We start from the raw sequence: 18,743 nt of genomic DNA on the forward strand, positions 1-18,743 counted from the left end.
GGCGAGTGAAGCAGGCGAGGATTAAGCGGCAATTATGGCCGTCACCGGCGCTTACGGAAAGCCGGGCAAAAACATCGGGGCGCCACCTGTTGCAGGGCCTCACCCGGCGCTGAAACTTTCCCACTAATAAAGAAACAGTTTCTCCCTATGTAATAACCCTTCGATCATTTAGTTTTCGACTGGCAACCACCAACAACTTTAAAGGGACTTAATAAACATGCCTCAACTAAAAAACTTCGTCGCGCTCGATTGGCGCTCCGGCCCCGACCGTATTTATTTCTTCTTCAAGGACAGCGACACCTATTCCCGATTCGATCTCGGTGACAATAAGGTATCCGCCAACTATCCCGCATCGGTCGGCGATAGCTGGGACACCTTTGGCCCCCATGCCAAAGACTTGCGTTTCGGCCTGACAACCACTTCATTCGGCTGGAACACCTCGTCAGATGAAGATATTGCCTGGTTGTTTTTCTATCAGGGCAACACACCCGTGGTGTGTAAATATAATCAAGACAAAGACAAGGTCGATGCCTTTTATAAAGTTGCCGATTCGATCTGGAAGCCGATATTGCCCTACTTCGACAAGATCATCGCCGGCACCTGGTTCCAACTGACCGGTCACCCGTTTCTATTCAGGTTCATCCTCAACGACGGACACTATCTATCGTTTAACTACAAGGCAAAGACCCTGACCTACAAATCCTTCGGGGATTATCGGCTGGGCGCGCTGAAACCGTACAAGGACCGCATCATCACGGCAGCGCAAAATGACCGGACTTTGGCCGACAGCTACTGGTACATCTTCCTGACCGACAACCAATACCTGACTTACAACATTCAGTCCGACCGTCTGGTCTCCGGACCGAAAACCATTAATGACGCGAACTGGCCGGGACTGCTGCGCGGCTGATTGGCCGAAGCTCGGAGGGCCTTGTAGGATACGGTTAATTATCGGTTAATCGCCGCCGCCCATTCTGCGCCTCACTTGCACAGGGACAAGGCTCCTCCATGCGTCATTTTTTTCTATTGTTTGCTCTGCTGATGTCCAGCCTGGCCCAGGCTGGAAACAATCCATTTGAGACTAAACCGGAATTTCTGCCGGTCGACCAGGCATTCGTGCTCACCTCCGAACGCCTGGAATCCGGTGAAACCCAACTGTTCTGGCAAATCACCGACGGTTATTACCTGTATCAGAAACGCCTGAAATTCGACGGGTTGAGCGCAGAGCAACAGCCCGCGCTGCCTGAAGGCGAGTCCCACAGCGACGAGTTTTTCGGGGAACAACCGGTCTATCGCCAAGGGCTGGAAGTGAAAATCCCGGCGACAGCCACAGGCCAGATCAAGGTCAGCTATCAGGGCTGTGCCGATGCCGGCCTGTGCTATCCACCGCAGACCCGGGTCATTGATCTGGGCGGCAAAGCGGCGGTGGCCGCCAGCGCTGAAGCGCCGGATCAGGCCTTGGCCAGCAGCCTGCAACAACGCGCGCTGGGCTGGAGCTTACTGGTGTTTTTTGGTCTCGGTCTGTTGCTCGCGTTTACGCCTTGCACGTTACCGATGCTGCCGATTCTGGCCGGTATGGTCGTTGGCAGTGGCGCCACCCCGCGTCGCGGTTTCGCGCTGGCCGGCAGTTATGTGATCTGCATGGCGCTGGTCTATGCGGCGATGGGCGTGATCGCTGCGCTGCTCGGCGCAAACCTGCAGGCATGGTTGCAGAATCCGTGGCTGCTCGGCACGTTCGCCGCGATCTTCGTGGTGCTGGCCCTGCCGATGTTCGGCTTCTTTGAACTGCAATTGCCGGTGGCCCTGCGTGATCGCCTGGAACACGCCTCGCGCAGTCGCAGCGGTGGCAGCCTGATTGGCGCCGGGGTCCTCGGTGCATTGTCCGGTCTGCTGGTCGGCCCGTGCATGACCGCGCCGCTGGCCGGTGCGTTGCTGTACATCGCGCAGAGCGGCAACGCACTGCACGGCGGCTTGATTCTGTTCTCGCTGGGTATCGGCATTGGTGTGCCGTTGTTGTTGCTGGTGACCGTGGGCAATCGCTTCCTGCCCAAACCCGGCGCGTGGATGAACCTGCTCAAAGGCGTGTTCGGTTTCCTCTTCCTCGCCACGGCGCTGTTGATGTTGCGTCCGGTGCTGGAGGCTTCGTTGTGGCTGGGCCTGTGCGGTGCACTACTGTTGATCGCTGCGTTCTGTGCCTGGAAACAGTCCGAAGGTTTTGGCCGAGTAGCCCAGCTGTTCGGCGCCAGCTCGCTGTTGCTCGGGCTGTGGGGCAGTCTGCTGGTGATTGGCGCGGCAGGCGGCAGCGATGATCCGTATCAGCCGTTGCAGGTCTACAGCGCCGGCCGCGCCAGCGCAGCGCAGCCATCGACTCATGACGCGTTCACCACGATCAAGGAGCCGGCTGCGCTGCAACGCGAACTCGATGCCGCCAAGGCTCAGGGTCAGTGGGTGCTGCTCGATTACTACGCCGACTGGTGCGTGTCGTGCAAAGTCATGGAGAAACAGGTATTCGGCAAGGACAAGGTCATGCAGGCGTTGAATGACGTGCGCCTGCTCAGGCTCGATGTCACCGCCGACAATGCCGACAGCCGCGAACTGCTCAGCCGCTACAAAGTGCCGGGGCCACCGAGTTTCGTCTGGATCGGCCCCGATGGCGAAGAACGCCGCAGCCAGCGCATCACCGGCGAAGTCGATGCCGAGACGTTCCTGCAACGCTGGGCCACCACCCGGGACGCCAATTAATGCTGACTTTCACCCTCGGCACTTTTGCCATCGCGCTTAATCACCTGCTGCTGATCAGTGCTCTGGCACTGGCGACCTTTGTCGGCTGGCGGGTGGCAAAGCGTGGCGGTGATAACCCCGAGTCGGCGTTGTTCAGCCTGTTTCTGCTGGGCATGCTCGCGGCGCGGATTGCCTTTGTGCTGCTGTACTGGTCGCACTATCGCAATGACCCGTGGCAGATCATCGATTTGCGTGACGGTGGCTTCCTTGCCTGGCCGGGTGTGATTGTGTTGCTGCTGGCGGCGCTGTATCGCGGCTGGCGGCGTCCAGGGCTGCGTCGTCCACTGGGCTTTGGCGTGGCCAGCGGTGTGGCGTTCTGGCTGTTGGCGACGTTGTCGTTAAACATCTATGAACAAGGCACCCGACTGCCGGACATCTCTCTGCGCAACGCGGCCGGGGAAACCATCCAGCTCAGCGATTATCAGGGCGGCCCGCTGGTGATCAATCTGTGGGCGACCTGGTGTCCGCCGTGTCGGCGCGAAATGCCAGTCCTGGAGAATGCCCAGCAACAACGCCCGGACCTGACCTTCCTGTTCGTCAATCAGGCCGAAAGCATGCAAAGCGTGGCGACGTTTCTCGAAACTCAGGGCCTGAGCCTCAACAACGTGCTGTTCGACCGCAGCGGCCGCCTGGGTCAGGCCGTGGGTTCCATGGCTTTGCCGACTACGCTGTTCTATAGCCCTGACGGTCGGCTGCTGAGCAGTCACCTGGGCGAGTTATCCAACGCCAGCCTGGCGCGCGCCCTGGAAAACTTCGACACCCCGACCCCGAATTCGAACCCGGCCACTGCACCGGCCACCTCTGCAAGGAAACTGCCATGCCCCGCCTCCGCCACCTGCTGACGCTGACTCTGGGCACCGCCCTGCTGCACTTGCCGTTGGTGCAGGCCGCTGAAGAATTGCCTGCGGCGATCAAACAGATCGAAGCCAAAGGCGCGAAAATCGTCGGCCAGTTCGATGCGCCCGACGGTCTGCGCGGTTATGCGGCGCAATATCAGAACCGTGGCATGGCCCTGTACCTGACTCCGGATGGCAAACACGTTTTGCTCGGTAATCTGTACGACGCCGACGGTAAGGACCTGAGCAGCGAGCCGCTGCAAAAACTGGTCTACGCGCCAATGGCCAAGGAAGTCTGGGCCAAGTTTGACGCGAGCAACTGGATTCAGGACGGCAACAAGGATGCACCGCGCACCGTGTACCTGTTCAGCGATCCGAACTGTCCTTACTGCAACATGTTCTGGGAACAGGCGCGGCCGTGGGTCAAGGCTGGCAAGGTGCAGTTGCGGCACATCATGGTCGGCATCATTCGCGAGGACAGCCCGGGTAAATCGGCGGCGCTGCTGGCCGCGAAGGATCCGGTCAAGGCGCTGGAAGATCACGAAAAGGCTGGCAAGGGCAGTTCGCTAAAAGCGCTGAAAGATATTCCAGCGGCCGTGCAGAGCAAATTGGCGGCGAACATGCAGTTGATGGAAGACCTCGATTTGCAGGCGACGCCGGCAATCTTCTATAGGGATGACAAGGGTGAGCTGCAACAGCAGCAAGGTGCGCCTTCGCCGGACAAGTTGGTGAAGATTCTCGGGCCTAAATAAGCAAAATCAAAAGATCGCAGCCTGCGGCAGCTCCTAAATGGAAAGCGTTTTCTGTAGGAGCTGCCGCAGGCTGCGATCTTTTCAACGGCGGTCAGCCAGGAAAGCCAACAACACCTCGGTGACAAACTGCGGGTTCTCCAGGTTGGAGATATGCCCCGCCTCCGGCACCAGCACCCACGGGCAACCGATCAACTCGGCCATTTCCTTTGTTTCCGACGGTGGTCGCGGTTTGTCCTGATCGCCGCACATGACCAGCGTGGAGGCCGCATTCAATTCGCCCAGTCGTGGCAACAAATCATCCCGGCCAAAGGTGATACGCCCCATCGGTACGATGCTTTCGCGCAGTCGATCCGAGGAGTACGCCGCCAGTTTCGCGCGAAAATCCTGATACAGCGCCGACTGCGGATCGATACCCGGACGGAAGAAGATCGGCACGACGATATCCAGTAACTGCTCGGAGATTTCGCCGGTTTCTTCAATCTGCTTGAACAGCGAGAAGTAGTACTGACGAGTCGGTTCCGGCTCGACGCCGACGTAGGTGTCCATCAGCACCAGACCGTTGATCCGTTGCGGGGCCAACAACGCCAGACGTACGCCCCACATGCCACCGACCGACAGCCCGACAAGAGTGACCTGATCGATATCAAGATGATCGATCAGGGACCGCGCCTGACGAGCAATGTCGTCCAGTGATGTGGTGCCTTCAGGCAACCGTCCCGACTCACCGTGGCCCCACAAGTCCAGTGCGATCACCCGATAGTGCGGCGATAACGCAGCGATCTGCGGTGCCCACATGGCCTGATCCCACAGGTAGCTGCCGGCCAGCAATACCGCCGGGCCTGTGCCTTGATCAATGTAATGCAGCGCTTGTCCGTCCACCGTGAAAAAAGGCATCGACCACCCCCGCGACAAAAAAGAGAACCGGCAGACTGAGCTGCCGGTTCCTTGTCGTCAACCCTGAAAATGTACGCGTTTGTACTGGTTTAATTGTGTTGAACGCGCTGACGCCATCGCTGGCAAGCCAGCTCCCACAGGTTCCAGAGTGAACACAAAATCTGTGGCTACACTCGATTACTGTGGGAGCTGGCTTGCCAGCGATAAGGCCACTACAGGCACTAGAAAATCAAAGGCCCTCCAGCTCCGCCATCAGATCATTCAACCGATCGACCTTCTCCTCGGTGATATCACTCGCCGCCAGTCCATCAATGTACTCGGCCAGCTCCTCCACCGTGCTGCACTCGAACATCGCCCGCAACGGCACATCGCGCTGCAGGGTTTTCTGCACCCGCGAGGCGATCTGCGTGGCCAGCAACGAATGCCCGCCCAGCTCGAAGAAGTTGTCGCGCACACCGACCTGCTCGACCTTCAACACCTCGGCCCAAATGTCCGCCAGCGTCTGCTCAAGATCATTGCGCGGGGCCAGGTAATCCTGACTCTGCAACTGGCCGATCTCCAGCGCCGGCAAGGCTTTGCGGTCGAGTTTGCCGTTGGCATTGAGCGGCAGCTGATCGAGCCACAACCAGTGCAGCGGCACCATGTATTCAGGCAACTCGGCGCGCAGGCGCTGTTTGATCCGCTCCAGGCGTTCACTCGGATTGAGTGCCGAATCGGCCGCCACCAGATAGCCGACCAAGTGCTTGCCGTTGACGCCTTCCTGCACACCGACTGCGCCATCGCGCACTTCCGGTTGCTCATGCAGACGCGCCTCGATCTCACCCAGCTCGATGCGGTAACCGCGAATCTTCACCTGATGGTCAACGCGGCCAACGTACTCCAGCACACCGTCACTGCGACGCCGCGCCAGGTCACCGGTGCGATACAGACGTTCGCCCGGCGCGCCGAACGGGTTCGGCACAAACACCGGTGCGGTGCGCAACGGGTCGCTGACATAACCGCGACCGACGCCCGTGCCTGCCACGCACAACTCACCCACCGCGCCCAGCGGCACCAGCTCCAGCGCGCCGTCGACCAGATAGAGCAAGTTGTTGTCGGTCGGCGTACCGATCGGCAAGTAACTGCCGCGCGTCGAGGCCATGTCGACACGGAAAAACGCCACGTCATCCGAGCATTCCGCCGGGCCGTAAGCGTTGACCAGACCGATGTCCGGGTAACGCAGCAGCCATTGGTGCGCCAGCTCCGGCGGCATTGCTTCACCGGTCGGCAGCATCCAGCGCAAGCCATCCAGGCTCAGGCGATCCGAGGCGAGCATCCCCTGAATCAGCGACGGCACGCTCTCCAGTACGGTGATGCCCTGCGCTTGCACGTGCACCAGCAAACCTTGCGGATCGTGGGCGATGGTGTTCGGCACGATGTCCACCCGTGCGCCGAACAACGGCGCGGCGAGGAACTGCCAGACCGAAATATCGAAGCTTTGCGACGCGGTCTGTGCAATCACATCGACGTCGCTCAGATTCAAGTACGGCACCTTGCTCAACTGGTTGTTGAGCATACCGCGCTGCTCGACCATCACGCCTTTCGGCAGGCCGGTCGAACCCGAGGTGTAGATCACGTAAGCGAGGTTGTCCGGGCCGCTGTAAATCTCCGGGTTGTGCGCCGATGTTGCCGCTGCCTGAAGCTCTTCCCACACCAGCAAGCGCGGTCGATTGGCGCAGCTGAATTCATCCAGCAAAGTCTGCGCCTGTTCAAAGCATGCTTTAGAGCAGACCAGCACCGGCGTGCGGCTCAGCTCGATGATGCGTTGCAGACGCTGGCTCGGCAGGCCCGGATCCAGCGGCAGATAACCCGCGCCAGCCTTGAAGCTGCCGATGATCATGCCGAGCAGATCGAGATTACGTTCGGCGAGCAAGGCCACCGGTTGATCCATCTGCACCCCGGCCGCGACCAGTGCATGGCCGAGACGGTTGGCGTTGTAATTCAGTTCCTCATAACTCTGCTGCTGATCAAGGCACGTGGCTGCAATGCGCTGCGGATGCGCGGCGACCTGCGCTTCGAACAGCGCAACGTAGCTCTGCTCCAGCGGATAATCGTGGGCACTCTGGTTGCAACCGTGCAGCAGAAACTCCTCTTCCTCACTGCCTAGCAGCGGCAGGTCGGCCATATCGCCATGGAAGCCATCGACCAGCGCCAGCAGCAAACGCTTGAACTCGCCGAGCATGCGCTCGATGGTCGATTCGTCAAAGTAACGCTGGTCATACGACAGGTGCAGACCGAGGTCATCGCCCGGGTAGCACACCGCCGTCAGCGGGAAGTTAGTGTGCGTACGGCCGGAGTCCGAGGTCGCATTCAGGCTCTGCGCGCGATCAAGTACCGACACTTCCACCGGGGCGTTTTCGAAGACAAACAGGCTGTCAAACAGCGGCTGGCCTTTCGGCAATTCGCTTTGTTCCTGGATGTTCACCAACGGCAGGTATTCGTACTCACGCAGTTGCATGTTGCTGTCGAGCAAAGCGCTGAGCCACTCACGCACGCTGCTGCGCTGATCGTCCTCAGGCATTTTCACCCGCAGCGCGATACTGTTGATGAACAGGCCGACGGTACGCTGCATCTCCGGCATTTCCACCGGACGCCCGGCCACGGTGACGCCGAAGAGCACGTCACGATCACCGCTCATGCGGCGCAGCACCAAGGCCCACGCGGCTTGAGCGAAAGTGTTGATGGTCAATTGATGCGCCTGCGCCAGTTCACGCAGACGCGCACCGTCCTCGACATTGAGGCGGGTGTAGCGGTCGCCAACGACCATGCCGCCGCTTTCACCGGCGTGTTCGCGCAGGAACGGACGGTCGCTCGGGATCGGTGTGGTGCGTTCGAACCCTTGCAGATTGTGCTGCCACCACTGCCGCGCTTCGGCCAGGCTCTGACGTTGCAGCCAGCCGATGTAATCGCGATAACGCGGCGGCACGGCAAGTTGCGCTTCACGACCCTCACCCAACGCGGTGTAAATCTCGAAGAAGTCGTTCATCAGCAACGAGCGGCACCATGCATCGATGAGAATGTGGTGGTTGCTCATCATGAACCAGTAACGCGCTGCGCCGACCTTGATCAGGCGCAAGTGGAACGGCGCCTGATTGAGCAGATCGAAACCGGCCTCGCGCTCGCTTTTCAGCAGCGCTTGCAGCTTCGGTTCCTGCTCGGTTTCAGCGATGGCACTCCAGTCCAGATACTCGATCGGCGTGCGACCCGGTGTGTGAATCACTTGCAGCATGTCTTCGCCGACATTCCAGCAGAACGACGCACGCAGCGCTTCGTGACGGGCGATCACCGCTTGCCACGCCTGGGCGAAACGCTCCGGGTCGAGTTCGCTGTTGATGCGGTAGCGATCCTGCATGTAGTACAGACCGGTGCCCGGTTCGAGCAAGGTATGCAGCAACATGCCTTCCTGCATCGGCGTCAGCGGATAAACGTCTTCGATGTGCGCGGCCGGTACCGGCAAGGCATCCAGTTGCGCCTGAGTCAGCTTGGCCAACGGGAAATCCGACGGCGTCAGGCCGCCGGCCTCGTCTTGCAGGCAATGGGCGATCAGGCTTTGCAGATCACCGAGGTAAGCGTCGGCCAGATCGTTGATGGTTTGCGCGTCGTAACGCTCGGCGCTGAAGGTCCAGCGCAGCAGCAATTCACCGCCGTAAACCTGGCTGTCAATACTCAGCTCGTTCGGCAATGGCGCCTGCGGATCGTGGGCGGCACCGACCGCTTCATCCAGCGGACGGAACAGCGCATCGCTGCCGAAGCTCTGGTCGAACTGGCCGAGGTAGTTGAAGGTGACCGGCGCGTTCGGCAACGCGGCCATGCTGCGCTGGCTGAGATCATCGGCGAGATAACGCAGTACGCCGTAGCCCAGGCCCTTGTGCGGCACCGCGCGCAGTTGCTCCTTGATCGCCTTGATCGAAGCGCCCTGCCCCGCAGCCTCTTCGATGTTGTGCGGGGTCAGACGCAGTGGGTAAGCGCTGGTGAACCAGCCGACAGTGCGGGTCAGATCGATCTCGTCGAACAGGGTTTCGCGGCCGTGACCCTCCAGTTGAATCAGTGCCGACGGTTGACCGCTCCAGCGGCAGAGCACACGGGCCAGCGCGGTCAGCAGCAAGTCGTTGACTTGCGTGCGATAGGCGGCTGGCGCCTGTTGCAGTAACTGTTTGGTGTGCTCGGCATCGAGGCGCACGCTGACGGTTTGCGCGTGACGATTCTGCTGGCCGCCCTGCGGGTTTTCGCACGGCAAATCGGCGCTCGGACCGGCCAGTTGGGTCTGCCACCAGTTGAGTTCTTCGCGCAGGGATTCGCTGCCGGCATAGGCTTGCAAACGCGCGGCCCAGTCTTTGAAGGCACTGGTTTTCGCTGGCAGTTTCACCGCTTGGTCGGCATCGAGTTGGCGGTAAACGGTTTGCACATCGTCGAGCAATACGCGCCACGACACGCCGTCGACCACCAAGTGATGGATGGCGATAAACAGGCGTTGTTGACCTTCAGGGCCGTCGACCAGCAAGGCGCGAACCAGCGGACCATTTTGCAGATCAAGGCTGCGTTGCGCATCAGCGAACAGCGCTTCGCACTTGTCCATCGAGGTGACGCGCACTTGCCACACCACGGCCGCTTCGGAGACGGCTTGGTGCGTCGCTTGCCATTGACCGTTGGTCTCGGTGAAGCGCAGGCGCAAGGCATCATGTTGCTCGATCACCGCCAGCAACGCTTGCTCCAGACGATGCGGTTCGAGGGTCACGGTCGGCTCCAGCAACAACGCCTGATTCCAGTGCTGACGCTCGGGGATTGCAGTGTCGAAGAACCAGTGCTGAATCGGCGTCAGGCGCGATTCACCCGACACCAGACCTTGCTCAGCCGTGACCTGTTCAGTGCGGCTGGCCACAGCGGCCAAAGTCTGCACAGTCTGATGCTGGAACAGATCACGCGGGCTGAAATGAATGCCCTGCTGCCGTGCACGGCTGACCACTTGAATCGACAGAATCGAGTCGCCACCCAATTCGAAGAAGTTGTCGTTGAGACCGACCTGCTCGACGTTGAGCACTTCGCACCAGACCTGCGCCAGGGTCTGCTCCAGTTCGTTGCTTGGCGCAACGTAATCCTGACGATTCAACTCAGGATCCGGCGCCGGCAAGGCGCGGCGGTCGAGTTTACCGTTGGCGGTCAGCGGCATGCTCGCCAGCAGAATCAGGTGGGTCGGCACCATGTAATCCGGCAGTTGTGCCTTGAGGTGCGCCTTGAGCGCGTCGCGCAGTTCAGCCTGTCTGGTTTCGTTTTGCTCGGCAATCTCGGTGACCAGATAGCCAACCAGTTGCTTGCCGCTCGGCGCATCCAGGGCCAACACCACGGCTTCGCGAATCGAGTCATGATCGAGCAGACGGGTTTCGATTTCGCCGAGTTCGATACGGAAACCACGGATTTTCACCTGATGGTCGATGCGCCCAAGGTACTCCACCAAACCATCGGCGCGCTGGCGCACCAGGTCGCCGGTGCGGTACATGCGCCCGCCATCGCTGGCGAACGGGTCAGCAACAAAACGCTCGGCGGTGATGCCCGGACGGTCGTGATAGGCCTGCGCCAGACCGGCGCCGCCGACGAACAATTCACCGGTCGCACCTTGCGGCACCAGCGCCAGATCGGCGTCGAGAATGTACGCCACGCGCGCACCGATCACGCTGCCGATCGGCACACTGCCGGCGCCCTCTTCCAGCACCTCCGGCGCCAGACTGGCCAGTGGCATGACCACGGTTTCCGTCGGGCCGTAGGCGTTGAAGAACATCGCCGGTTTGAACGCTGCACGAATGCGTTGCAGGTGTTCACCGGTCAATGCTTCACCGCCGGTGATGATCATCCGCACCGGCAGGATTTCGTTTTGCGTCGAGAGGAACTGCGCTAACTGGCTACCGTAGCTCGGGGTGAAACCGAGCACGTTGATTTTATGCGTGCGGATCAAACCGCAGATTTCTTCCGCGTCCCACTGACCTTGTGCACGCAATACAACCTGCGCGCCACTGAGCAGCGGCACCAACAGACGCTCGGTCGCCGCATCGAAGTTGATCGAATAGAAGTGCAGTTCGCAGTCATCCGGGCGCATGCCAAACCGCTCGATCACGGCTTGGCAGTGCATGGCGATTTCGCCGTGGGAGACCACCACGCCTTTCGGTTTGCCAGTCGAACCCGAGGTGTAAATCAGGTAGGCCTGATGTTGCGGCAGGCTGATAAACGGCAGCTCGCTGGCCGGATAAGCAGCGAGTGCTGCGCTGTCATCTTCCAGGCACCAGCGCGCCACGCTTGGCGGCAGATCGCCGAGGGCTTTGAACATCGCGCGATCACTGAGCAACAGGCCGATGCGGCTGTCTTCGATCATGTAATGCAGACGGTCGAGCGGGTATTCCGGGTCCAGCGGCACATAGGCGCCGCCAGCCTTGAGAATCGCCAGCAGGCCGATGACCATTTCCAGCGAACGCTCCAGTGCCAGACCCACCCGTACTTGCGGGCCGACGCCGCGCTCACGCAGCGCCCAGGCCAGACGATTGGCGCGGGCGTCGAGTTCGGCGTAGCTCAGGGTCTGCCCGGCGAAAGTCAGGGCCGGTGCGTCTTTGCGCGCCAGTGCCTGTTCGGCGAACAGGTGATGAATGCACTGATCGAGACGATGCTCACCCGGCTCGACGCCGAGGCTGTCGAGCAGGTGTTGTTGCTCAGGCGCATCGAGCAGCGGCAATTCGCTGAGACGCTGTTGCGGATCGGCGATCAGCGCTTCGAGCAGATTGCGCCAATGCTTGGCCATGCGCGCGATGGTCGGCTCGTCGAACAGATCGGTGCTGTAAGTCAGGCAGCAACCGAGGCGATGGTCGAGGTCGGTGACTTCCAGATTGAGGTCGAACTTGGTCGCCCGCGCATCGTTGGCCAAATACTCGACGGTCATGCCGGCGAGCATGCGGCTCTGCTGGAATTCCCAGCGCTGCACGTTGCACATTACTTGGAACAACGGGTTGTAGGCGGCACTGCGCGGTGGCTGCAACGCTTCGACCAGATGATCGAACGGCAGATCCTGATGCGACTGGCCTTCGATCACGGTGTGACGCACCTGCTCGAACAACTCGCCGACCGACATCATGCCGTCGAGCTGACAACGCAGCACCTGGGTGTTGAGGAACGCACCGATCAGCCCTTCGCTTTCTGGGCGAATACGGTTAGCCACTGGCGCGCCGATGCGCAGATCGGTCTGGCCGCTGTAGCGGTAAAGCAATGTCGCGAGCGCGGCGGTCATGGTCATGAACAGGGTCAGACCGTTTTGCGCGTTGAACGCACGAACCCGCGCGGCGAGGTCGTCGCTGAGGTCGAAACGGAACAGTTCGCCCTGATGGCTTTGTACCGGCGGACGCGGACGGTCACCCGGCAGTTCCAGCAGCGGATGTTCACGACCGAGTTGCGCGGTCCAGTAGTCGAGTTGGCGCTGACGCTCGCCGGATTCCAGCCAGTTGCGCTGCCAGACGCTGTAATCGAGGTACTGCACGGGCAGCGGCTCAAGCGGCGAATCACGGTCATCGACAAACGCTTCGTACAGCGCGCTGAGTTCACGGGCGAAGATGTCCATCGCCCAGCCTTCGGTGACGATGTGGTGCAGGGTCAGAACGAAGTAATGCTCCTGCTCGGCGGTTTTCACCAGACAGGCGCGCAGCAGCGGGCCGCTTTCCAGATCGAACGGCAGATGCGCTTCTTCGTCGGCGAATTGCTGAACCTTTTGCTCGCGCACGTCGGCGGAAAGTTTTGAGAAATCCTTCCAGCCCATGCGTACGCCGGTTTCGGCATGCACCTGTTGGCGGGCGACGCCGTCGACGCTCGGGAAGGTGGTGCGCAGGGTTTCGTGACGCAGGATCAACGCTTGCAACGCGGCTTCGAAACGCTCGACATGCAACACGCCACGCAGACGCGCCATGCCGCCGACGTTGTACGCCGGGCTGTCCGGCTCCATCTGCCAGAGGAACCACATGCGCTGTTGCGAGTACGACAAGGGCACCGGTTGGCTGCGATCGACCTTGTCGATCGACGGCTGTTTGTTGGTGCGGCCGCTGGCCTGGATCAGGCGGATCTGCTCGGCGAAATCAGCCAGCTCGCTGTGCTCGAACAAGGCGCGCAACGGCAGTTCGACGTCGCAGGCCTGACGGGTGCGCGAGATGATTTGCGTGGCCAGCAGCGAGTGACCGCCGAGGGCGAAGAAATCGTCGCACAGGCCGACTTGCGCCAGACCGAGCACTTCGCGCCAGATCGCGGCGATCTGCTGTTGCAGTGCAGTCACCGGCTCGACGTGTTCACGTACTTGCCATTGCGGCTCGGGCAAGGCACGGCGGTCGAGTTTGCCGCTCGGGCTCAGGGGCATTGCGTCCAGACGCATCAGTTGTGCCGGGACCATGTATTCCGGCAGCTCGGCGGCCAGAGCGGTTTTCAGGCGAGCGCTTTGCTCGTCAGGATGTTCACTGGCATCGGTCGCGGTGAAGTAACCGATCAGCTGCGCGCCGGCAGCGGTTTCGCGCACCAGCACCACGGCTTGGGCGACGCCATTCTGGGCAAGCAGACGCGCTTCGATTTCTTCCGGTTCGACGCGGAAACCACGCAGTTTGACTTGCTGGTCGAGACGGCCGAGGTATTCGATGACGCCGTCGGACGTCCAGCGCGCACGGTCACCGGTGCGGTACAAACGTGCGCCCTGCTCGCCCAGCGGATCGACCACAAAACGTTCCGCGGTCAACGATGGACGGCCAAGGTAACCGCGAGCCAGACCGATACCGCTGATGCACAGCTCACCCGGCACGCCGGCCGGCACCGGATTGAGATCGGCGTCGAGCACGCGGCAAATCACGTTGCCCAACGGACGACCGATCGGCGAACGTTCGCCATCGGCAGGGGTGCAATGCCAGTGGGTGACGTTGATTGCGGTTTCGGTCGGGCCGTAACGGTTGTGCAATTGCACCGCCGGCAGTTGCGCCAACACGCGGTTGCGCAGTTCGGCGGGCAGCGCTTCACCACCGGAGAATACCCGGCGCAGGCTGGTGCATTCGGCGCTCAGCGGTTCGTCGATGAACAGCGAGAGCAGTGGCGGCACAAAGTGCAGCGTGGTCACGCCATAGGCCTGAACAAGCTGCGCAATGCGATGCGGATCGCGGTGTTCACCGGCGCCGGCGATCAGCAGACGCGCGCCAGTGATCAGCGGCCAGAAGCATTCCCACACCGACACGTCGAAACTGATCGGCGCTTTTTGCATCAGCACATCCGTTTCATCGAGCGCGTAAGCGTTCTGCATCCATTGCAGGCGCTCGGCCAGTGCTGCGTGGGTATTGCCGACGCCTTTCGGTTGGCCGGTGGAACCCGAGGTGTAGATCACGTAGGCGAGGTTGTCGCCGTGCAGGTGCAGACCTGGCGCCTGGCTCGGCCAGTTTTCCAGGTGCAACGCATCCATGGCGATCACGCTGACGCCGTCGCTGGCCGGCAAACGCTCGAGCAATTCGGTTTGGGTCAGCAGCAATTCGACGCCGCTGTCGCTGAGCATGTAGGCGAGACGATCAGCCGGATAATCCGGGTCCAGCGGCACATAGGCGCCACCGGCCTTGATGATCGCCAGCAGGCCGATCAACAGTTGTGGCGAACGCTCGGCGGCGATGGCCACGCAAACGTCCGGGCCGACGCCTTTGTCGCGCAGGTAATGGGCGAGGCGGTTGGCCTGCGTGTGCACTTCGGCGAAGTCGAGGCTGCCACCGTCCCACACCAGCGCGGTGCGTTCCGGGGTCTGACGCGCCTGTTCGTTGAGCAGTTCCGGCAGCCATTGTTGCGCCGGGGTGCACGGTGCGACGCCCCAGTTTTTTTGCTTATCGTGTTCGCCGCCGGAGAGCAATTGCAGGTCGCCGATGGCTTGCTCCGGACGTTCGCAGACTTCGCGCAACAGGTTGCTGAAGTGTTCGGCCAGACGCTCGATGGTGGCCGAATCGAACAGTTCACTGGCGTAGTCGAACGACAGCGTCAGGCGACCGTTACGGTCTTCTTCGCTGTGCAGTTGCAGGTCGAACTTGGCTTCGCGGCTGTGCCACGGCAGTTCTTCGGCGAGCAGACCCGGCAGACGCTTGAGTGCGCTCAGGTCGCGTTGCTGATGGTTGAACATGACCTGGAACAAGCCTTGTTCACGGGCTTGCGGGAAGGCTTCGAGCAGTTGTTCGAAGGGCAGATCCTGATTCGCTTGCGCACCGAGTGCGGCTTGACGGGTCTGGGCCAGCAGCTCGACAAACGACAGGCGCGAATCGATTTGCGCACGCAGCACTTGGGTGTTGATGAAGAAACCGATCAAGCCTTGGGTTTCCAGGCGCGGACGGTTGGCGTTGGGTACGCCGATGCGAATGTCGCGCTGACCGCTGTAGCGATGCAGCAGGCTCTGGAATGCCGAGAGCAGCAGCATGAACGGCGTCGCTTGTTGCGCTTGCGCGGTGTTGCGGATCGCCTCGCTGAGGTGCGCGCCCAAACGCACGGTGTGGCGCGCGGCACTGTGGTTTTGTTGGGTCGAGCGCGGATGATCAGTGGCCAGTTCCAGGGTCGGATGTTCGTCACCCAACTGCGTTTTCCAGTACGCCAGTTGCCGCTCGCCCTCGCCCTGCGCCAGCCATTGGCGCTGCCAACTGCCGTAGTCGGCGTACTGGGTTGGCAGCGGCGCAAGGGTCGCGGTCGCGCCCTGCGAAGCGGCGGCGTACAGGCGCGAAAATTCGTCGATCAATACGTTCAGCGACCAGCCGTCGGCGATGATGTGGTGCAGCGTCACCAGCAGTTGGTGATCTTCGTCGTCGAGACGCACCAGCGTCACCCACAGCAGCGGGCCTTTCTCCAGGTCGAACCGGGTGCGCGCTTCATCTTCGCGGATTTGTTGCGCACGGGCCTCGCGCTCATGGGCCGGCAGGTCGCTGATGTCGATCAGTTGCAGATTGAATTCGGCGGCGGCAGCGACTTGTTGCAGGGCCACGCCGTCGCGTTCGAAGAAGCGTGTGCGCAGGGATTCGTGGCGCTCGATCAATTGCTGGAAGCTGGCGCGCAAGGCGTCTTCGTCCAGTTCGCCGCGTAAACGCAGGGCACCGGGAATGTTGTAGGCGCTGCTCTGCGGGTCGAGTTGCCAGGTGATCCACAGACGGTTTTGCGCCAGCGATTGTGGCATTGGCTCGGAGCGCGACAACGCAATGATTGCGCCTTGGGCGCTGCCGCCGTCCTGTTGCTGTTGCGCCACGGCAGCAGCGAATGCCGACAGTGTCGGGGCTTCGAAGAGCAGACGCAGGCTCAGCTCAAGGCTGAGTTCTTCGCGAACCCGGGCGATCACTTGCGTGGCGGCGATCGAGTTGCCGCCGAGCAGGAAGAAGTGATCGTCGGCGTTGACCTGTTTGACGTTGAGTTGTTCGGCCCAGATGTTGCCGATCAACGCTTCGAGTTCGGAGGCGCTGGTGGCCGACTCTGCGGTTTCGGCTGTGGTCGACGGGAACACCGCGTAGCTGTCGAGGCTGCCATCGGCCAGACGATTGCGGCACGCCGAACGCTGTAATTTGCCGCTGGAGGTTTTCGGCAAGGCGCCTGGATTGAGCAGTACAACAACGCTTGGTGCCTCCTGATACGCCTCGGCTACCGCTTGGCGGATCGCTTTGATCAAGGCTTCCGGCGGCAGGATTTTTTGCACGCTGCGGCTGATTTCCGCGGCGATGCCGATGCCTTCTTCGCCATTCTGATTGATCGCGAATGCAGCGACGCGGCCCTTGCGCACCACTTCCACTTCGTTCTCGACGGTCTTCTCGATGTCCTGCGGATAGAGGTTGTGGCCGCGCACGATGAGCATGTCTTTCAGGCGCCCGGTGATGAACAGTTCGCCGTTGCGGACGAAGCCCAGGTCACCGGTGCGCAGCCAGGTGCGGCCGGCATGCTGGACAAACGTCTTGGCGCTGGCTTCCGGGTTGCGCCAATAGCCGAGGGCGATGCTCGGACCCGTAGCCCAGACTTCGCCGACAGCATTGTCGGCCAGCGCTTCGAGGGTATTGGGTTCGACGATCAGCACGGCGTGTTCCGGCTGGCTGATGCCGCAGCTCATGATCGGGCTGCCCTCACCCGGCTCCGCACGGTTTTGCGCCAGCGCCTGATCGTCCACGCGCAGTGCCGGGATGCCGGTGCCGCGCGGGGTGCCGGCGACGAATAGCGTCGCTTCGGCCAGACCGTACGAGGCCATGAAACTGTCTGCGCTGAAGCCGCACGCAGTGAACTTCTCGGCGAAGCGCTCGAGGGTGTCGAGACGGATCGGCTCGGAGCCGGAATAGGCCACGCGCCAGCGGCTCAGGTCGAGGCGTTCGAGTGCCGATTCGCTGACCCGCTCGCTGCACAGGCGATAGGCGAAGTCGGGCCCGCCGCTGATGGTGCCGCCGTATTGGCTGATCGCTTCCAGCCAGCGCAAAGGCCGGCCGAGGAAGTACGCTGGCGACATCAGGATGCACGGTACGCCGCTGAAAATCGGCTGCAACAGACCGCCGATCAGACCCATGTCGTGATACAGCGGCAGCCAGCTGACGATCACGTCGTCCGGATTTACATCGATGCCGAAACCGTGACGGATCAACAGTTCATTGGCGACCAGATTGCCGTGGCTGACCTGCACACCTTTGGGCAACGCGGTGGAGCCGGAGGTGTATTGCAGGAAAGCGATATGGTCTTGCGGCAAGCTCGGTTCAACCCAGCTTTCGGCCTGCGTGCGGTCGAGAGTGTCGACACACAGCAACGGCGGCGCGCCTTCGATCTGCTGCAAGGCGTCGCGCAAGTCGGCGCTGGTCAGTAGCAGACGCGGTTCGGCGTCGGCAATGATCGACAGCAACCGCTCCTGGTGATGACGCCGCGCAGATTCCGGCGGATAAGCCGGCACCGCGATCACGCCGGCGTACAAGCATCCAAAGAAGGCCGCGACGTAATCCGGGCCGCTGGGAAACAACAGCACCGCGCGGTCGCCGAATTCGGCTTCGACCTGCAATGCGGCCGCAATAGTTCGCGCGCGCTCATCCAGTTCGCGATAACTGAGTACCACAGCCTGCTCTTCGCTTTCGGCAAGAAAACGCAAGGCCAGTCGATCCGGCGTCAGGGCCGCGCGGCGCTGAAGGGCTTGGACCAGGGTGCTGGGGAGTTCGAACGCGTCGGTCATGAGGTTTCCTGCCTGAATTCGGCTTGCTAATGGAATCGGGTTGTTGCGTCACGCCCCGCGAAGGGCCTGCTGGGCGCGGTCTGTGCCGACCGCGCAAGGCGCTGGAATGCTGTCTGGCCGGGGTCGTGCACCCGGAACCATTCACCAATGAGAACGGATGACGTCTTGAAATAATTAGTCGGCAGGCTGGATCGCCAATGGGGCCGGGGTGTGGCGGCGTGTCGCAGTTCTCACATCGCACCTTTGTGGCGC

General features: G+C 61.4%; 6 protein-coding genes. 4 read left to right on the forward strand and 2 right to left on the reverse strand.

Annotation, left to right across the window (positions count from 1 at the left end; genetic code table 11):
• Positions 1 to 217 precede the first annotated feature (217 nt).
• The 4 genes from AC3IUF_RS20730 to dsbG all read left to right on the forward strand — a co-directional run bounded on the left by AC3IUF_RS20730 (position 218) and on the right by dsbG (position 4,369).
• Positions 218 to 910, forward strand: a complete 693-nt coding sequence (locus tag AC3IUF_RS20730; protein WP_007908708.1) for a hypothetical protein — start codon at positions 218 to 220, stop codon at positions 908 to 910.
• A 98-nt stretch (positions 911 to 1,008) separates the two neighbouring features.
• Positions 1,009 to 2,742: a protein-disulfide reductase DsbD gene (dsbD, locus tag AC3IUF_RS20735; RefSeq protein ID WP_489279178.1), complete on the forward strand. Its 1,734-nt coding sequence runs from the start codon at positions 1,009 to 1,011 to the stop codon at positions 2,740 to 2,742.
• On the forward strand, positions 2,742 to 3,623 hold the full coding sequence (locus tag AC3IUF_RS20740; RefSeq protein WP_007908704.1) for a TlpA disulfide reductase family protein: 882 nt from the start codon (positions 2,742 to 2,744) through the stop codon (positions 3,621 to 3,623). The genes dsbD and AC3IUF_RS20740 overlap by 1 nt, the downstream gene beginning before the upstream one ends.
• Entirely contained in the window at positions 3,599 to 4,369 is a 771-nt protein-coding gene (gene dsbG, locus AC3IUF_RS20745; RefSeq protein WP_489279180.1) for a thiol:disulfide interchange protein DsbG, read from the forward strand. The genes AC3IUF_RS20740 and dsbG overlap by 25 nt, the downstream gene beginning before the upstream one ends.
• An 81-nt stretch (positions 4,370 to 4,450) precedes the next feature.
• On the opposite strand, the gene AC3IUF_RS20750 is transcribed toward dsbG, so the two are convergent.
• Both AC3IUF_RS20750 and AC3IUF_RS20755 read right to left on the reverse strand, forming a co-directional pair.
• Positions 4,451 to 5,263: an alpha/beta fold hydrolase gene (locus AC3IUF_RS20750; protein ID WP_007908698.1), complete on the reverse strand. Its 813-nt coding sequence runs from the start codon at positions 5,261 to 5,263 to the stop codon at positions 4,451 to 4,453.
• A 229-nt stretch (positions 5,264 to 5,492) separates the two neighbouring features.
• Entirely contained in the window at positions 5,493 to 18,491 is a 12,999-nt protein-coding gene (locus AC3IUF_RS20755; protein WP_489279181.1) for a non-ribosomal peptide synthetase, read from the reverse strand.
• Between the last annotated feature and the right edge of the window lie 252 nt (positions 18,492 to 18,743).

It is taken from the genome of Pseudomonas sp. KH_040 (assembly GCF_057839305.1).

Bases quoted from the DNA above. Each gene is read 5' to 3' on its own strand.
- dsbD (WP_489279178.1), top strand. From the start codon at position 1,009: ATGCGTCATTTTTTTCTATTGTTTGCTCTGCTGATGTCCAGCCTGGCC.
- dsbG (WP_489279180.1), top strand. From the start codon at position 3,599: ATGCCCCGCCTCCGCCACCTGCTGACGCTGACTCTGGGCACCGCCCTG.
- AC3IUF_RS20740 (WP_007908704.1), top strand. From the start codon at position 2,742: ATGCTGACTTTCACCCTCGGCACTTTTGCCATCGCGCTTAATCACCTG.
- AC3IUF_RS20730 (WP_007908708.1), top strand. From the start codon at position 218: ATGCCTCAACTAAAAAACTTCGTCGCGCTCGATTGGCGCTCCGGCCCC.
- AC3IUF_RS20750 (WP_007908698.1), bottom strand. From the start codon at position 5,263: ATGCCTTTTTTCACGGTGGACGGACAAGCGCTGCATTACATTGATCAA.
- AC3IUF_RS20755 (WP_489279181.1), bottom strand. From the start codon at position 18,491: ATGACCGACGCGTTCGAACTCCCCAGCACCCTGGTCCAAGCCCTTCAG.